Annotated in this window: 14 protein-coding genes; 3 read left to right on the top strand and 11 right to left on the bottom strand. The window is 46.8% G+C overall.

Going from position 1 to position 17186, the window contains the following annotated elements:
• Window positions 1–36: 36 nt before the first annotated feature.
• From K4H28_RS03665 to K4H28_RS03635, 7 genes are all read right to left on the bottom strand, one after another.
• A complete protein-coding gene (locus K4H28_RS03665) occupies window positions 37–777 on the bottom strand; it encodes a substrate-binding periplasmic protein (RefSeq protein WP_221007055.1) in 741 nt (246 codons plus the stop codon).
• A 120-nt stretch (window positions 778–897) separates the two neighbouring features.
• Window positions 898–3114 (bottom strand): glycosyl hydrolase family 18 protein, encoded by a 2217-nt coding sequence (locus K4H28_RS03660; protein WP_221007054.1) that lies wholly within the window; start codon window positions 3112–3114, stop codon window positions 898–900.
• Between the two features lie 133 nt (window positions 3115–3247).
• Window positions 3248–3649: an alternative ribosome rescue aminoacyl-tRNA hydrolase ArfB gene (arfB, locus tag K4H28_RS03655; protein WP_221007053.1), complete on the bottom strand. Its 402-nt coding sequence runs from the start codon at window positions 3647–3649 to the stop codon at window positions 3248–3250.
• 24 nt (window positions 3650–3673) lie between these two features.
• A complete protein-coding gene (locus K4H28_RS03650; RefSeq protein ID WP_221007052.1) occupies window positions 3674–4417 on the bottom strand; it encodes an energy transducer TonB in 744 nt (247 codons plus the stop codon).
• Window positions 4418–4491: 74 nt separating this feature from the next.
• Entirely contained in the window at window positions 4492–5988 is a 1497-nt protein-coding gene (locus K4H28_RS03645; RefSeq protein ID WP_221007051.1) for a PepSY domain-containing protein, read from the bottom strand.
• The gene (locus K4H28_RS03640; RefSeq protein ID WP_221007050.1) at window positions 5985–8117 is read right to left on the bottom strand and encodes a TonB-dependent receptor family protein; all 2133 of its coding nucleotides are present in this window, start codon (window positions 8115–8117) and stop codon (window positions 5985–5987) included. Before K4H28_RS03640 ends, K4H28_RS03645 begins: the two co-directional genes overlap by 4 nt.
• A gap of 92 nt (window positions 8118–8209) precedes the next feature.
• Window positions 8210–8590: a hypothetical protein gene (locus K4H28_RS03635; RefSeq protein WP_221007049.1), complete on the bottom strand. Its 381-nt coding sequence runs from the start codon at window positions 8588–8590 to the stop codon at window positions 8210–8212.
• A 619-nt stretch (window positions 8591–9209) separates the two neighbouring features.
• Here K4H28_RS03635 and K4H28_RS03630 point away from each other — a divergent pair.
• The 3 genes from K4H28_RS03630 (at window position 9210) to K4H28_RS03620 (ending at window position 12995) form a co-directional block, all read left to right on the top strand.
• Window positions 9210–9683, top strand: a complete 474-nt coding sequence (locus K4H28_RS03630; protein WP_221007048.1) for a copper chaperone PCu(A)C — start codon at window positions 9210–9212, stop codon at window positions 9681–9683.
• A gap of 192 nt (window positions 9684–9875) precedes the next feature.
• Entirely contained in the window at window positions 9876–11084 is a 1209-nt protein-coding gene (locus K4H28_RS03625) for a monovalent cation:proton antiporter-2 (CPA2) family protein (RefSeq protein ID WP_221007047.1), read from the top strand.
• 327 nt (window positions 11085–11411) lie between these two features.
• Entirely contained in the window at window positions 11412–12995 is a 1584-nt protein-coding gene (locus K4H28_RS03620) for an inorganic phosphate transporter (RefSeq protein WP_221007046.1), read from the top strand.
• A 230-nt stretch (window positions 12996–13225) separates the two neighbouring features.
• Here the strand turns inward: K4H28_RS03620 and K4H28_RS03615 are convergent, their stop codons facing one another.
• The 4 genes from K4H28_RS03615 to K4H28_RS03600 form a co-directional block, all read right to left on the bottom strand.
• Window positions 13226–14035: a sulfite exporter TauE/SafE family protein gene (locus tag K4H28_RS03615; RefSeq protein ID WP_221007045.1), complete on the bottom strand. Its 810-nt coding sequence runs from the start codon at window positions 14033–14035 to the stop codon at window positions 13226–13228.
• Window positions 14036–14071: 36 nt separating this feature from the next.
• Complete coding sequence (locus K4H28_RS03610) at window positions 14072–14563, bottom strand: flavin reductase (protein ID WP_221007044.1); 492 nt, start codon at window positions 14561–14563, stop codon at window positions 14072–14074.
• Window positions 14564–14799: 236 nt separating this feature from the next.
• Window positions 14800–15828 (bottom strand): methionine synthase, encoded by a 1029-nt coding sequence (locus K4H28_RS03605; RefSeq protein WP_221007043.1) that lies wholly within the window; start codon window positions 15826–15828, stop codon window positions 14800–14802.
• Window positions 15829–15854: 26 nt separating this feature from the next.
• Window positions 15855–16838, bottom strand: coding sequence for a DUF1852 domain-containing protein (locus K4H28_RS03600; protein ID WP_221007042.1), 984 nt, complete (start codon window positions 16836–16838; stop codon window positions 15855–15857).
• Window positions 16839–17186: the final 348 nt, after the last annotated feature.

Below are 17186 nucleotides of genomic sequence, written 5' to 3'. Positions count from 1 at the left end.
AAAATAATGCCATCGTGTGATTTCACCTCGATGGCATTATTTATATGGAAGGCCATACTTCTTGAAAATATCAGCCAACACCCCATTCTCTTTTATCACCTTTAAGCCAGCATTAAATGACTCAATCCACTCCTTGTGATTGGGGTTTTTAATCCCACTGACTACATAGAGCGGATTAACAGATAAATGCCCTTCTGCCATTTCAATCTCAGAAAGTAACTTCGGATTATTTCTTGAAATAGTATCGTTAACGACCGCCTCGTCATCCAAGGTCAAATCAATCCGTTTTGCCTGCAATTTCTTTAAATTAATCAACAAGCCATTGGCGTCTTCTCGACGAAACAATGTGGAATTTTTAAATGCATCGCTATAGGTGTAGCCACGCGTCACGCCCACAGTTTTACCTTTTAAACTTTCTATCCCCTGAAAAACAAAGGGATCGCCCTTGCGTTTCACAAATCGAATGGTGTTGTTGACGTATGCAGTACTAAACAGGAAGTTTTTTGAACGCGCTTCACTAAACCACATATTCGGCAAAATATCGTAAATGCCACTAGCGACACCCGCTTCGGCTCTTGCCCATGGCACGTATTCCACTTTCACCTCATGGCCTTGTGTTTTATACGCCGCCCGAATCACTTCAATGGCGAGACCACCGCTAGGGTTGCTCGGATCGACAAACGGCGGAAAGGGGTCTGAAACAGCTACGATTGTTTTTGCCGAAACGATTGACGCGCAGCACAACAAAAACACAAACAGCCAACCCAATCGTTTCATTGGCCACCTCCGCATCAAAAAGCATTCAATAGGCGCAAAATTTACGCTTCGCTTTGGGTATAGTTGTTCATGATGCAAAATGAAAGAACGATTCTCGATCTAAGTAGCAAGCCCCAATCATTACTCAGTAAACCAGTGAGGAAAATCCAAACGCAAACGGCTCAGATATTGCCGCGCAATTGGAATTTCTTCATTGGCGACATTCAGCACCCAAACATCACGGCCACGCTTGCTGGCACTCGTCACTTTTTTAGGGTTTATCAAATACGAGCGATGGACTTGCAGCAGCAGCTTTTCATCAAAATACATCCGTATCGCGCGCAAGCGTAGCGTGATGTAGTGCGGCGCGCGCAAATCACTGGCGTAAATGCCGCTATAGCCTTTGTCGGCTCGGATATACAAAATTTTGGCACGCCGCGAAGCAATTTCATACAACTCAGACAGTAACTGCGGCTGCCGCCCTAGCTCATACAATTGCGCCCGCACCGTAGCGAACTGCTGACTTAGGCTGCGGTAAAAGGCAGCATCATCGGACGATAAAGTCTGGCCAAATTCAATCGCCAAGGTGTAATCATCCCACGTCTCGCCTGCCCACACAGATTGAATTGCTGTGCTTGAATTTAATCCTACAGCTTGGCCTTGCTGCGCCAATAAATCGCCATCTTGATAGAGTGCTACCCCCTGCACTTGCGATTCTTCAGCCAAAAAAGCCATTGTGACTTCGAGCATTTTTTCTAAACTACGTTGCTCTGATAATTGCTGACTAAACTCAGTCAGCGTTTGCAAACGCTGGGCAGATAAACTGATCTCGGTCGGGGGTGCACTGGCAGCTGCCTCAGTAATCAACAAAGGCTCCAGTTGCCATGCTAATCGATCACTGTATGCCAATAAAGGCTGTGTTCTAGCGTGTAATGGCGCCAACTGACTTTGATTTAATATCGCTAAACTGGCTTGGCGCAAACTTAGCAAAGCATGTGGTAGCGTGTGCATCACATCCTTCACATGCCGTAGCTGAGCAATTTCAATCTCCAGTAACTGACGCTCGCGATAGCGTCTTAGCCAAAAGCCCAGCGCAATAAAAATCAAACTCGCTAAAATCACACCAAATGCCGTATCAATCCAAGCAGGATGATTTTTCCACCACTGCTGCACGTCATGCTCAAAAGAGCGCCACGGATAATAACTATGTTCAATTTGGCTTAATAAGCTCTGCGTGCTCGAATCGCTACTCAAATCCCAAAGCGCAAAGCCGCCCAGATTTTTCTCTTGGGCATATTGCAGTTTTGCTGCGACCGCCTGCGGTGATTCGATACTGATGAATTGCTGTAATGCCGGACTGTAATATGACATCGCTTTCGCAGTGGCGTCCCAATGCGCCGTCAATTGGCCATTAGCGATGATGGCTGCCGCTTCATCTTGACCAATCATGCCCGTTGCACCGGTTTTTGGATCATCCCAAGAACCAAACGAAGGACCTTGATGCGATTGATTCAAGCCCTGCTCTGCGGGCGGAACGCCGACAAAACTCATTCCTTGCGTTGGAATCACCAAAACCAACTTATCGGCCACTGCACCTTGATTTAGCAATGTATTGACCGCCAAGTCAATTCCAACTTGCCATTTAGCGCTATACAGTGGTGATTTATGGCCTGTTCGTGGGCTCCACGCGCCAGTATAATCCCCCACCTGTAGCACGCCATAATCAATTAATGGCATTAATTGGGCAACGGGCAGCGCAGCAATTTGCGTATTGAGCGGACCTAAACTCAAGCCAACAATCAAAGGGCGATGTTGACTCAGCGCGCGAATTTCTTGCAGCAGCAAGACTAGATTTTCCCCATCTTCTGCACGCTGACTGTTGCCAATTTTTCCGCCTGAGCCCGGAAAATGCCAAGCAAGCTCAACACCGTCAAAACCATATTTTTCCGTAAAATCCAGCACCGACTGCGCCATGACACGGCGCAATTGAGGACTCGCGGTAACATCAGAAAAATGTGTTGAATAATGCCAACCGCCAATGGAAATTACTGTTTTCAAATCGGGATGGGCGCGTTTTAATGCGCGAAGCACGGCATAATGGCCTTGGACTCGGCTGCCATCGGTCAATAATGTGGCTTTATTCAAATCAAAAGCCGGCTCAGCAGGCGTGATCTGCGCGTCCGCAGTCAGGTTGGCAAACGCATAAGTAATCTGCGTCGCACGCTCTACCGGCAATGACATCAGTGGTGGATTAACCCAAAACGGGTAGTAGGCAATAATGCGTGGATTCGCGCTTGCCCACGAACTCAGCAGCACCAGCATAAATCCAATCAATGTGGACAGGCTTGGTTTCAACACAGTCTCTCTCCCAGTCTACTGTCTCGTAGATTTTTATGCTGAGAGCTTATCGATAGCCGTCTTGGGTGGCTATCTGCATGTTTCTTATGTAACAAATACGAGCTTAAACTGAGTCAAAATCAAGCTCACTCCCTCAATATGACACCTTGCCACGCAAAGCTTTCACTGAGCCACGCAGTTGCTTTCCTTCCAGTCGACGTTGCTTTGAGCCATAAGTCGGCTTGGTGGCACGACGCGCCTTCACGACTACCGCTGCTGCATTGATGAGATCCAGCAAACGTGCAATCGCATCAAGTCGATTGGCTTCTTGACTGCGCGAAGTTTGCGCCTTGATCACAATAACGCCATCCTTGGTGATGCGATGATCATTGAGCACCAACAAACGCGCCTTGAGTTCATCCGGTAATGAGGAGTTGGCGATCGAAAAACGCAAATGCACCGCGCTCGATACTTTATTGACGTTTTGTCCGCCCGCGCCTTGGGCGCGAATGGCGGTGAATTCGATTTCGGTTTCAGGAATATGGTCGATTTTCATTAGGTTATTATCGCTGAATTTGCCTTATTCAGCGTCGGTCAATACAAAGGGAATATTAAACGCCACTTCGCTTTCAATTGGCGTATCGCCGCGCTTGGCGGGCACAAAGCGCCATTTCTCTTTCACCGCTTTAAAAGCAACCTCATCTAAACGTGGAAAGCCACTCGACTTTTCTACTCTCACCGCCAACGGCTCGCCTTTAGCACTGACTTTCACCCACAAACGTACCGTGCCCGATTCGCCATTTTTTATTGAAATATAAGGCATCACTGGCCTTGGATTATTTAAATGGGCAGGTAGATATTGCGCCGGAGTGACTTTGCCCTCGCCCTCCTTCTCTCTGCTGACTTTGGTATTTTGTGGTGAGTTTGGAGCCTCATTGCTTGCCGTCACGACGACCACAGGCTTAGCATCCGCCGCTTGTGGACTATCAGGAGGAACAAGTAGTTGGCTTTGCGTCGCCACCGTATCAATCGGTATCTGCTTGAGCACTTTGGGTTGAGATTGGGCTGGAAGAACTGCAGATTGCAGCGGTACATTTTTGGGTAATGCACGCTCTCGCGCTGGCGCTGGACGGGCAACAGCTTTAGGTTCAAGCACTGCTGTTTGCAACATAACGGCCATCGAGCTTGGCACTGGTGTTTCTTCAACTCTCGGCAGCGAGAATCCCTGCCAAGCTCCGATCAACAACGCATGCAGTAACAAGGCGCAGCACAATGCTCCGCGCAGTCGCCTACGCGGTGGCATTAAGTCAGCACTAATCAACACAAATACATTCCATCTAATGCTTACCTTCCAATGCGCGAATTAAGACTGCCGATAATACGGACTTTTTACACCAATTACTGCTTGCTACGCCGACGACGCCAAAGCAGCATGCCAATCACCGCCAGCACCACATTGGCCGCAGCAAAACTCGCCAAGATAATATCCCTCGTCGTTTTACCTAAGCCATCGAGCCAATGCCATTTATGCAAGTAGGCAAAGCTATAGCCTTCTAAACGATCACGTAGCTCAACGAGATTAGAAAACTGCCCTGTTGCCGGCTCTATATACCAACTCGATTGCGCAGAATTGGCCAAATTCACCCGATACACTGGCAAGCGTTTTTGGAAAAACCCATATTCTCCGCCAAACTTGCTAATCAACTCAATCGACTGAATCGGTGCCTTCTTCAACGCCATCCCAACGCCCATCGCCTGCATCAGCGTCGCAGCATGCAGCTCAGCCGCGCCAGCCACCGCTTGACCATGGTGATTCAAATAAGTCGGCAGTGGATTCGGTTTCACCGCAGCCGCGGCGTGATGCGCGTGTTCGCCACCACCATGCATCGGCTTGGCTGCGCCTTGAACTAACCACAGTGTTTGCTCGGCGACATTGACTGCCGTTAATCCCGTCAATCCAGCAGGAATCGCGTGCAATTGCGGTAAATTAGCCAAGGCTGCTGGTGGAGAGACGACTGGGGGTGTACGGCTAAACCAAAGGTGTAGCAATCCACTCAGCGCAATACATATTCCAGCTACACCCGCAATCAAACCCAGTTGGCGATGCAAACGACGCATACGCGGCTGATTGGGGCGCAAGGTTTTAGCGCGCCAGCGAATGATATACATCACCAAACCCGCCAACATCGTCACCAGCGTCAAACCCAGCATGACGCTGATACCTACTTGCTTCACCGGTTCGCTCGCCCAAGCCCAGGTATGCAGCAACACAAATACGCCCATCAAGGTGCGCTTGGTTTGATCTGATAGCGCCGCAAGGCGTTGGCCTTCGGTATCAACAAACGCAATCATGCCATCATCGCGCGCAAATTCGACGCGCCATACAGGCAGTAATTTATTGATCGACGGATAGTCACGACCAAACTCAGTCACCCGTGTCATGCTGCGAATCTCACTTTGCGCATCCCCCACCAAGGCGCGCGCTAGCTTTTGTGCTTGCTGCGTTTCAGCATCAAGAAGTTCAGCGCCAGAGCTAGCAGCAAACCAGCGCGCAGCGGGTAACTGGCCAGCAACACTGGCTTCTTGAACACGCCATGCGGCTTGATCGGCCAACATCAACAGCCGAACCGATTGCACCGAATGCGCGTTATCCGCCCAGCGCCCTTGTGCCAAGCTCGCTAATGGCACAGGCGTTAAAGTGGCAGGTAAAGCGGCTGCAGGCGGAACTGGATTTACTTTAGGCGACAAAGCCGACATGATCGGATGCATCACGCCGCTCAAACCCCAGATCAACACCGACACCCCAGCTACCCAAGCTAAAGCGCGATGCCAGCGAACCAAAACAGCTAAACGCTGAGTACGAACGGGCTGAATCAAAACGTCTTCGCGCTTCATTGTTGCGCCCCTTTACCATCACGACTGCCATCACGACCACCATCACCGAACGCCCAACTTGCGCCCACCAAGAAAGTACGCGGCGCGCCCGGATTGTAGGTGTCTTGTGCATCAGGATTGCGCGGACCTTGGCCTTTGTAGCTTGATGCCGACATTTCTGAATAATGCTTATCCAGTAAATTGTTCACACTGGCCCACAGTGTGAATTGCTTCAAACGATACTGTGCGCGCAAATTAACTAAGGTATGGCCGCCGTATTCGACTTTATTGCTTTCATCCATCCAGTATTTGCCCAGATAGCTTGTCTCAAATCCCAAACGGAGCGCTTCAATTGGGCGATAAACTAATTCCACTTGACCTTGCCAAGTAGGCGCAGCAGGAATGTCATTGCCTGAGAAATTTAGCGTTGGCGATGGTTTGTATTCACGGTAGATATGCTTGGCATATTGACCTGCCAAATTCATGCTCCACGCCGAATTAGCGGTCCAGTTCAAACCTAACTCAACCCCTTCGTGACGCGTCTTACCTGCATTACGCGGCTCAGATTTACCGGGTTGCGTGGTGAAGTTGACCAACTCGTCTTCACCATCAAGACGATAAACGACCGCGTCCAGTTTCAAACCAGGGATCGGTTGACTACGCAGCCCCAATTCAAACTGATCAAACGTTGCAGGTTTCAGATTCGGTGTAATCGCACTGGAAAACAATGAGCCGACTTCGGGTGGCGTAAAACCAACGCTATAGCCGCTGTAGAAAAATAAATCCGGAGCTGCCTGCCAAGTCAAGCCCGCTTTCGGTGATGCATTGGAGAACGACTGCTCTTGGGACGCACCACCCGTTGTAGGCGATGGCTTCAGATAATTGGTAAAGTCATACACAACACGGTCATAACGAAGGCCCGCATTGATACCCCAACCACCACCCAAGGCATAACTAGCATCGCCATAAACAGCTTGATTGCTCAAATCCACGCTGTAATCACGGCGAATAGAGCCTTTGGTGTACGACAAATATTTACCACTCACCGGATCGCGAACAATGGATAAATTCTGTTCACGCGCATCTTGCGGGCTGGTTTCAATTAAGCCACCGACGGTTAATTTCAACGCATCCCACTGTTGACGATGAAATGCCGTCGCGCCTAAAGAAGTAAAACTATTATCCGTAGTACGACCGCTGGCGGTTTTCGGGCCGGTATTAAAAATCAAATAGCTCGGTAATTGATTGGTCGTGTTATCGCGGTAATACACGGTAGCGCTGGTTTTACCGCCCGCATTCAATTCGCCCTCAATGCCCGTCGTTGCCCGTAATGCATCGACTTCGCGATAAGTGAAGGTGTTATAAGAAAAACCAGGACGCGTATTGAAATCGGTCGCATTCAAACTGCCAGGCATTTCGGTATCAAGCTTGGAATACGTGAGTGTGGATTTCCACAGCAATGATTCGTTGAGCCAATGATCGCCACGCAGAGTCAGGCCAGTTTTGTCCATTTCATTATGATCTTGCCAGCTATCGCGGCGTGCTGCTTGGTAGCCAGAAAGGCGAATACCCGTATCACCCCATGTATTACCAGCAGCAATGTCTGCACGGCGATACCCCTCATTACTGAACTGAGCACCGAGTGTAAAAAGTGGACCAGCAGGCGGAGCAGCCGTCGTAAAATTAATCGCTCCACCCACGGCATTACTGCCATACAAACTGGAAGCGGGTCCGCGCACGACCTCAATCCCATCCGCCCCAGGTAAGTTGATTTCATACAAGGCATTGTGGTTAAAAATACCCACTGGGCGAATTGGAATACCGTCTTCCAAATATTGATATACCGCTGCATATGTCATGGGCTGGCGAATCGACATATTGTGCTGTTCATTGCCCAAATCCGTCATCACCACGCCAGGCACGCGATTGACCACTTGGCCGATAAACGTCGGCTTAATGTCTTGTAAAGTTTGTTGATTGATTTTGCCGATAGAAATCGGTGCTTTGGCAATCGGCGTCACCTCTCGCGTTGCAGTCACGACAACATCTTCCAGTTGAGTGACTTCGGCGTGAGCAGCAATAGTGAGTAAAGATAAGGCGAGCGCCAATGGACGCACCGCGCATTGTGGGCGAGAAAGAACAGAAAACATGATGAAATCCTGAACGCAAAGCATACTTTGCGAAAATCAAAATAGCTGGCAACAAGGCGCAGCCACAATCAGCCACAGCAGTGGCAATACGATCAGGAAATCAGGGGTGGCCCGCGCGGTGGCGGTGGTGTGGCGAGTGAAGGATAAGAAAATTCTGCCGAATCTGGCTCAAACTGAACAACGGCATCGATTTTGGTCAACGGCAAAACAAGAATGGCCGTCGGCGGCACGAGCGCATGTGCACCAGCCATCGCACACACCGAGCAAAACATCATTTTGTTTGTTTGCTCAGCGTGAGCGTCTTGCTGGACAACATTTGACCACTGCACCTTCGGCTGTGGCCCTGTTCCGCACCACGCTGCATCTACCGCTTGCGTCATCACCACTGCATGCGCGAACGGCAGCATCAGTTGGCAAATCATGGCCAACAGCGCGCAATACGCAGCAAAGCGGTGAGTGGATCGAAGAGGCACTACGGAGCGTCCAAAAATAATTTCGCGCCGAGTATAGCGTAAATATTCACACCATCAATGACATTTTGTCAGTAATTTGCTTACTGTTACGCAACATAATCGCCAGCAAATTGGGTGTCGATTCAATTGGTCGAGGGCTTATATTTAACGTAGAATCGGCACAAAATTATGACTGTATGCACGTAATGTTTCGTTTTTATCGACAATCCAAGCTGATCTGGTTCGCGCTGTTAGCACTGAGCTTATTTTGGCTATTACCTTTGATTGATGCCGCGCAATTAGCCTATCAACCAACAAATACAGTCCAAGCAACACTGTGTAGTAGCATCAGCAAACCCGCTGCTACAAAATCTGAAACGCCTCCGTCACCGCCGCAGCACATTAAACAATGTGCGCTCTGCATCAACAGTAATCAGCAGGACTGGGCGCTCCCTGCTGCGCCTGTCGTGTTACCTTCAGTTCAACAACACACGAGTCCGCTCCAGCTTTTAGGAAATGAAGGTTTTTTTATACCGGTCCCTTCATATACCCTACCCCAGAGTCAAGCTCCACCCATTGTTTGATATTGCTTCTATCAATATACCCCTATATCAAACTAGATTTATAGAAAGGATTTCTTATGCTTAAAAAATTTACCTTAGGGGCACTACTGTGCCTCAGTACCGCTCTGTCATTTGCGCATGATTACGTGGTCGGCGATATGACGATTGACCATCCTTGGGCGCGCGCCACACCCCCGAAAGCCGCCAATGCTGGCGGCTTTATGCTACTGAACAGCAAGAGTGGCGATCAACTGATTGCAGCCAGCAGCGACATCGCGGAAAAAACTGAAATCCATGAAATGAAAATGGCCGATGGCGTAATGAAAATGCGTCCACTGGCGACGGGCTTAGTGCTTGCACCCAATCAAGTGGTTAAATTAGCGCCGGGCGGCTACCACATTATGTTCCTCGGCATTAAGCAGCCATTGAAAGAAGGCGATCAATTTCCAGTGACACTCACCTTTGCCAAAGCCGGTAAAGTCACCGTTGCCATTAAAGTACAGGCCATGACCGATATGGCCCCCACAACAACACAACACGGTCACAACTAAATCCGCAAAGCCGATTCGGTCGATACCGATAGACCGAATCGGCGAGATTGCTCTCGATCCCACCTCCCCATGCTGTGCTCGCAGCACTAACTGTAAATAATTACCAAATATTCGTAAGATGTAATTAAGCACTTCAAGCTAACTCTTGCGGCTGTCATACTACAGCCCAGATTACAGCGACCAAGGACAAATATGCATCACGACACCCCTCTCTTAACCACACTGGTGTTGGGTCTTGGCTTGGCATATTTATTTGGCATGCTGGCACAGCGCTTCAAAATGCCCCCGCTGATTGGCTATTTAGTAGCGGGGATTTGCGTAGGTCCATTCACCCCGGGCCCGTTGGCGAATCAAGAACTCGCCACTGAATTGGCCGAAATCGGCGTCATTCTGCTGATGTTTGGTGTTGGCCTGCACTTCTCGATTAAAGACTTACTCAGCGTCAAAAAAATTGCTATCCCTGGCGCCATCGTACAGATTGCGATTGCCACTTTGATGGGTATGGGCTTGGCGCATTTAATGGGCTGGCCATGGGGTCAAGGCTTCGTCTTTGGCTTGGCGCTCTCCGTTGCCAGTACCGTGGTACTACTTAAAGCTTTACAAAAACATGATGTAGAAAGCACCGAACAAGGCCGCATCGCGATTGGCTGGTTGATCGTTGAAGACCTCGTGATGGTGTTGGCTTTGGTCTTGCTACCTGCGCTAGCTGGATTATTGGGTGGTATTGGCAGCAATAGCAGCGTAGGTATTGGTGAGTTGGTTGTAGTCACACTCGCTAAAGTCGTGGCATTTGTTGCCTTCATGCTGATTATTGGTCGCCGTGTGATTCCTTGGATTTTGGAAAAAACCGTTTGGACTGGCAGCCGTGAGTTATTCCGTCTAGGCGTCTTAGCAATTGCACTGGGCGTGGCCTATGGCGCATCGCATTTATTTGGCGTGTCTTTCGCGCTCGGCGCGTTTTTTGCGGGCATGGTGTTAGCAGAATCTGAATTCAGCCATCGCGCCGCCGAAGAATCTTTACCACTGCGCGACGCCTTTGCTGTACTGTTTTTTGTTTCGGTCGGCATGCTGTTTGATCCAAGCATCATCATCAAACATCCGTATGCACTGGTCGGTACCGTAGTCGTTATTGTGATTGGTAAATCACTTGCCGCATGGGGCATTGTGCGCGCCTATGGCTACAGCAGCTCAACAGCCAGTACGATTGCCGCGAGCTTGGCCCAGATTGGCGAATTCTCATTCATTCTCGCCACACTGGGGATGTCGCTTGGGCTACTCAATCGGGATGCCAATGCCTTGATTATTGCTGGTGCATTGATTTCGATCTTGCTCAACCCTTTGTTGTTTTCATTCTTGCTCCATCAATTACCCCAAGACGGTATTAAGCAGGAATCAGCATAAACCTTAAATTTGAAAGCAATACCCTACCGCTAGCTTAAACTAGACCTATTTTCAATCCGGATTGCGCGCCGCAAAGGCGTGCAGTCGCTTCGTCTACCCTTGCGGTTAATCCGATTTGGCATCCAAGTGCCCCATTTCTGCTCGGCATACACCGAGAACAAAGAGACCCTACGCTAATGTATTGATTTGGCATGTTATTTTGTGAATTTTCCCGTTAAGAAATAACAGAACAAGCCAGAATCAAAGCGATCAAATTGTTACAATGTAATGAACTTGAAAATGAAATCAATCTGATTTTTCATCCGTTCAACACGCCACAGTGACGCTATGAATCACCAACAAATCAACAAAATCCACAAGGCCGCCAACTCTGGCCGCGTTGAATTAATCCGGCTCAGTATTGCGCTACTGTTTATTGTCGGTATCGTGCTCTATACCGCAGCACGCGGCACCACCCCTAGTATTATGCTCATTGTCGCCTCAGTGGTTGGTGCTTATATGGCCATCAATATTGGGGCTAACGACGTTGCCAATAATGTGGGGCCAGCTGTCGGTTCCAAAGCACTCACGATGGGCGGAGCGCTCATTATTGCAGCTATTTTTGAAGCAGCAGGCGCCATCATTGCAGGTGGTGATGTCGTTTCGACGATTCGTAGTGGCATTATTGATCCAAACTTAATCCCTGATAAACAAACCTTTATCTGGATTATGCTCGCGGCCTTATTAGCGGGTGCTTTATGGCTCAATGTGGCGACAGCGATTGGTGCCCCCGTATCGACAACACATTCGATTGTCGGCGCTGTGCTCGGCGCAGGGGTTGCAGCAGGTGGAATGGGTATTGCAGACTGGGCGCAAGTCGGCACGATTGCTGCGAGCTGGGTGATTTCACCGCTGCTAGGCGGTATCTTTGCCGCACTCTTTTTGTACCTGATTAAACGTACCATTACTTACCAACAAGACATGATTGCAGCCGCTGCTAAAATGGTGCCGCTGCTCGTGGGCTTAATGGCATGGACTTTTAGCACTTATTTGATGCTCAAAGGACTTAACAAGATTTGGAAAGTCGAATTCGTGACGGCTTTAGGTATCGGTTTTGCGGTCGGCGTCGTCGTTTGCGCGGTAATTATGCCAATCATCAAGTCGCGCGCACGTGAAGTTGAAAATACCAAGCAAAGCGTGAATAACTTCTTCACGATTCCATTGATTTTTGCCGCCGCACTACTGAGCTTTGCGCACGGCGCTAATGACGTTGCCAATGCGATTGGCCCATTAGCTGCTATTAATGATGCTTTGATGAGTAGTGATGCTAGCCTGCATGATAAAGCCAGTATTCCATTGTGGATTATGGTGATTGGTGCGATTGGTATTTCTTTGGGCTTGGCTTTATATGGCCCGAAAGTGATTCGTACAGTGGGCTCGGAAATCACCGAGCTGGATCAAACGCGCGCATTTTGTATTGCCTTAGCCGCAACCATTACCGTGATTGTCGCCAGTCAAATGGGCTTGCCAGTGAGCTCAACCCATATTGCGGTTGGCGGGGTTTTTGGAGTCGGTTTCTTGCGTGAATACCTAAAAGCCAATCATGCCCGCAACATCGATGCGATCAAGACACATCATCCAGAAGGCGATCAAGCAGCGATCGATGCTTTTATGTTGAAATTCAATAAAGCCAATATTGCGCAAAAAGCCGTATTGCTAGAAGAATTAAAAACCAATGCGAAACAACAACTCGATCCGGCGCACTTCTCAAAAATGGAGCGTAAAGGCTTGAAGAAGGTTTATCGCCAAGAGTTGGTGAAACGCTCACAAATTATGAAAATCGCCGCAGCGTGGATCGTGACAGTGCCTATTTCGGCGTGTATTTCTGCAATGTTGTTCTTTATGCTAAGAGGTATGCTTTTGAATGCATAATTTAACGATACGTTAATATCAACACCCAAAAAAAGCGCTGCAATCGATGATTCAGCGCTTTTTCCACATTCTGGTGTTTCAGCGGCAAGGAGCCGTGCGTCAAGAGTAACGTATCTGTGAAGATGAATCGGCAAACTAACTCAAACCCAGCAGCCCGCTCAAAACGCAGCAACATCCACTCGAAATAAATCAAGAAAATAGAGATAAATTAATACCATAGAACCAAAATATTAAAGCAATCCCTTAAAAATAAAAAAACATCCAACAATAAATAACATGACTGAAAAACATTTTTTAAGTACGGCCGGTGATAAGACATGTGCCGCTTTTGCACCTAACTTTGCGGTAAAAAAACTCATTATGCTAATCCCCAAAAAAGCATAAATATGAACAAAGCCAATACTATTGATCACATTGACTTGCTCTTTGATCCCAAACAGCATAAATCCCACAGCACCCGCAATCGCAATCGGTAAACCACATGCTGCAGATGTACCCACCGCTTTTTGCATGATGACCCCATAAGAATTGAGATAAGGTACGGTTAAGCTCCCTCCTCCGATCCCAAAAATGGCAGAAGCCACACCAATTCCAGCACCTGCAAATACTTGCTTAGCAGTAGAGGGTAATATTTTATTTTGATCGACTATTTTTTTCGCCCCGACAAACATACTGTACGCAACCCAAAGCGCGAAAACACCAATGATGATTCGCAACTGTGCCGCAGCAAGTAATCCGGCAATTCCCGCTCCAAAAAATGACCCGACAATTAATCCCGGCGCCAAATTTCTAAAAACAGGCCAGATGACTGCAGCATTTTTATTGTGTGCAATTAATGAACTAATCGAAGTTACAATAATCGTTGCCAACGATGTACCTACAGCTAAATGCATGACGACTTCAGAGCTATAATTCATTTGTGTAAAAACCACATACAATATGGGCACGATAATAACGCCACCACCCACACCAAATAAACCAGCAGCAAATCCAGCGATAGTGCCTATTGCTAAAAAAATAATTATTTCCACGATATTCATACTTTATGAAGCGCTACAGTTTAAAAATGTTTAGGTTTATGCTACTGCCGCCTGCCCCACAAGATGATAAGCACGATTAAAATAAACTAAACCTTGCTCATATTGACTTTGCTGAATGGCAACAATTGGGCAAATAAAAATAGTATGCGTGCCAACCTCTTGAATTTGCTCAATCTGACAATCAAAACTCACCAAAGCATCTTCCAAAACAGGCGCGCCTGTTTTTAATTCAGTCCAATTACCATATTGAAAGCGTTCCTCTGAATTAATCGGAGCTGAAAATACGCCAGAAATCGGCTGATGATGCACGCCTAAAACATTCACAGTTAAGATTTTATTAGCGACAAAATGAGCGTGCGATCTTGCTGATTTATTCATGCAAACCAATAATGTAGGCGGATTATCAGTCACGCTACAAACTGCAGACGCAGTAAAACCATGACGACCCGATTCGCCGGTCGTTGTAACCACATTGACTGCGCCCGTTAACAACGACATTGCACTTCTATAGTCTGTTGCTTCAATCATCAAAATTATTCCTAAATTATCCATTTTTTAAATGTGAAAGTTACACTATTAAACGCACAGGGCCCACATCACCTGCAGTGCGCTTAATTTAATGTAGCCGACTCAAACGTTCCCAGACACAGAGACGCCAAGAATCAAACTGACTGATCTTCATTTGAAGTCCATAAGGAAAATTCAGATCAAGCACTTTTTCTCTGCGTCTCTATGCTGAAAGACTATTGAATGGCTAAATAGATTTAGGCCAATAGTTCATCTCGAACGATTTGCGCACCCGCAGTTAAAGCATTGAGCTTGCCTTGTGCGACTTCGCGAGGCAAAGGCGCCATACCACAGTTGGTGCAAGGGTAAAGCTTATCTGCATCGACAAATTGCAGCGCTTTTCGCAAGGTATCTGCAACCTCTTCAGGGGTTTCAATGGTATGGGTTGCTACATCGATCGCCCCTACCATTACTTTTTTTCCTCGGATCAGTTCAATCAAATCCATTGGTACCTGCGAGTTGTGGCATTCCAGTGAGACGATATCAATATTCGATTGCTGCAATTTAGGGAATGTAGCCTCATATTGGCGCCATTCTGAGCCCAAAGTTTTTTTCCAATCGGTATTGGCTTTAATGCCATAGCCATAGCAAATATGAACGGCAGTTTCACATTTGAGCCCTTCAATGGCTCTTTCTAATGTCGCCACACCCCAATCATTCACCTCATCAAAAAACACATTAAATGCAGGCTCATCAAATTGAATGATATCGACCCCTGCCGCCTCTAGTTCACGCGCCTCCTGATTCAGAATTTTGGCGAATTCCCATGCTAATTTTTCACGACTTTTATAATGGTGATCGTACAGCGTATCAATCATCGTCATCGGGCCTGGCAAAGCCCATTTAATAGGTTGTTTGGTTTGTTGGCGTAAAAACTTAGCATCTTCAACAAAAACCGGTTTTGGCCTAGAAACCTGCCCCACCACGGTGGGTACACTTGCTTCATAGCGATTACGAATTTTAACCGTTTCACGTTTTTCAAAATCAACACCGCTAAGATGTTCAATAAATGTAGTGACAAAATGTTGCCGGGTTTGCTCTCCATCACTGACAATATGAATTCCGGCTTGTACTTGCTCTTGCAATGACAAACGTAAAGCATCTAATTTACCGTCTTTTAATTCCTGATCTTCTAACTTCCAAGGTGACCAAATCTTTTCTGGCTCGGCAAGCCAAGACGGTTTAGGTAAACTGCCCGCGGTTGAAGTAGGTAATAGTATTTTCATCGTGAATCTCAGTTTTTATTATTGGATTAGAGCGCGCAATTAGCAGCCCAGTGATTTAGAATGGTTTGGTATGGTTTAATAAAATGTTCTTCAACAAACTTCCCTTGCTCAACTGCGAGTCGGCTACGCTCTTCTCGATCATAGACAATTCGAGTTAATGAATAATCTTGGTGCTGTAAACTAGGCTGATATATTTTTCCTGCAACCGAATTGGCATTATAAATTTCAGGGCGATATATCTTTTGAAAAGCACTCATGGTGCTAATTGTGCTAATCAACTCAAGATTTGTATAATCCGCCAGCAAATTACCCGCAAAGTAAAACGCCAACGGCGCTACGCTATTTGCTGGCATAAAATAGCGAACCTGTAGACCCATTTTATTAAAGTATTCGTCAGTCAACGAATATTCATCTTGAATATACTCGACACCTAATACAGGATGCTGATTTTCAGTCCTTTCATAAGTTCGACTACTAGAAACACTCAAACAAATCACAGGCTGTTTTTTAAAGTTTTCTTGATATGTATTTGAGTTAATGAAACTCTTAAATAATTTTCCGTGCAGCTCACCGTAATTTTCTGGCGTACTGAAATGGTTTTTCTGCTTATTATGTTCCAGCAGTAGCACGCTAAAATCATAGTCACGTACATACGAGGAAAAATTATTTCCTACAATACCTTCAGTTCTTTCATTAGTTTTATGGTCAACAATATTCGTTTTTAATATCTCAATTAAAGGCAAGCCCTTAGTGCTTTTTTCAGCATCCAGATTTAACTCAACAGAAATAATTTCAAGTTCTACAGAATAGCGATCTGACTTAGGATTGTCCCAATGCGCCAACTCATTAAAACGATTATTAATCATCTGTAAAGTATTGCGCAGATTCTCTTGGCGACGCTCTCCTCGAGCCAGATTCGCAAAGTTGGTGGTGATACGCGTATTTTCTGCTGGCAAATAGTTCTCATCGAAACTAATGCTATTAATCGTAAATGTAAACTCGTTGTTCATTTTGATCTGGTATCCTAATTTCTGCGATAAAACTTGAATTTATTTCATGCGCTGTGTGGGTGTTCTCAATTTTTCGAATACGCACAGTCCATCATAATTCCAGTCTTTTCTAATTTTTATAAATAGCACCATTAAAGTGGTATTCATATTGCCTAGCTTGCGTCAATGATTGTGATTTATACCGGACTCCAAACATGAACACCAATGAGACTATTTTCAAAAACAATGAATTACTTTCATGGCATCAATAGTGTGAGGACAATCGCAGACTCAAGCTAAAAATATTAGAAATATTGAGGGGGAGCTGGTTTAAGACAGGGTGCTAATCATTGCCACTTTGTCATTTAA

This window comes from Deefgea tanakiae (assembly GCF_019665765.1).
GTDB lineage: Bacteria > Pseudomonadota > Gammaproteobacteria > Burkholderiales > Chitinibacteraceae > Deefgea > Deefgea tanakiae.
Note: the sequence above shows the minus strand (reverse complement) of the source record. Positions and strands in the feature narration are given on the sequence as shown.

Excerpts from the sequence above, each read along its gene's own strand:
- K4H28_RS03665 (WP_221007055.1), bottom strand. The coding sequence starts at position 777 with ATGAAACGATTGGGTTGGCTGTTTGTGTTTTTGTTGTGCTGCGCGTCA.
- arfB (WP_221007053.1), bottom strand. The coding sequence starts at position 3,649 with ATGAAAATCGACCATATTCCTGAAACCGAAATCGAATTCACCGCCATT.
- K4H28_RS03645 (WP_221007051.1), bottom strand. The coding sequence starts at position 5,988 with ATGAAGCGCGAAGACGTTTTGATTCAGCCCGTTCGTACTCAGCGTTTA.
- K4H28_RS03640 (WP_221007050.1), bottom strand. The coding sequence starts at position 8,117 with ATGTTTTCTGTTCTTTCTCGCCCACAATGCGCGGTGCGTCCATTGGCG.
- K4H28_RS03630 (WP_221007048.1), top strand. The coding sequence starts at position 9,210 with ATGCTTAAAAAATTTACCTTAGGGGCACTACTGTGCCTCAGTACCGCT.
- K4H28_RS03625 (WP_221007047.1), top strand. The coding sequence starts at position 9,876 with ATGCATCACGACACCCCTCTCTTAACCACACTGGTGTTGGGTCTTGGC.
- K4H28_RS03620 (WP_221007046.1), top strand. The coding sequence starts at position 11,412 with ATGAATCACCAACAAATCAACAAAATCCACAAGGCCGCCAACTCTGGC.
- K4H28_RS03615 (WP_221007045.1), bottom strand. The coding sequence starts at position 14,035 with ATGAATATCGTGGAAATAATTATTTTTTTAGCAATAGGCACTATCGCT.
- K4H28_RS03610 (WP_221007044.1), bottom strand. The coding sequence starts at position 14,563 with ATGATTGAAGCAACAGACTATAGAAGTGCAATGTCGTTGTTAACGGGC.
- K4H28_RS03605 (WP_221007043.1), bottom strand. The coding sequence starts at position 15,828 with ATGAAAATACTATTACCTACTTCAACCGCGGGCAGTTTACCTAAACCG.
- K4H28_RS03600 (WP_221007042.1), bottom strand. The coding sequence starts at position 16,838 with ATGAACAACGAGTTTACATTTACGATTAATAGCATTAGTTTCGATGAG.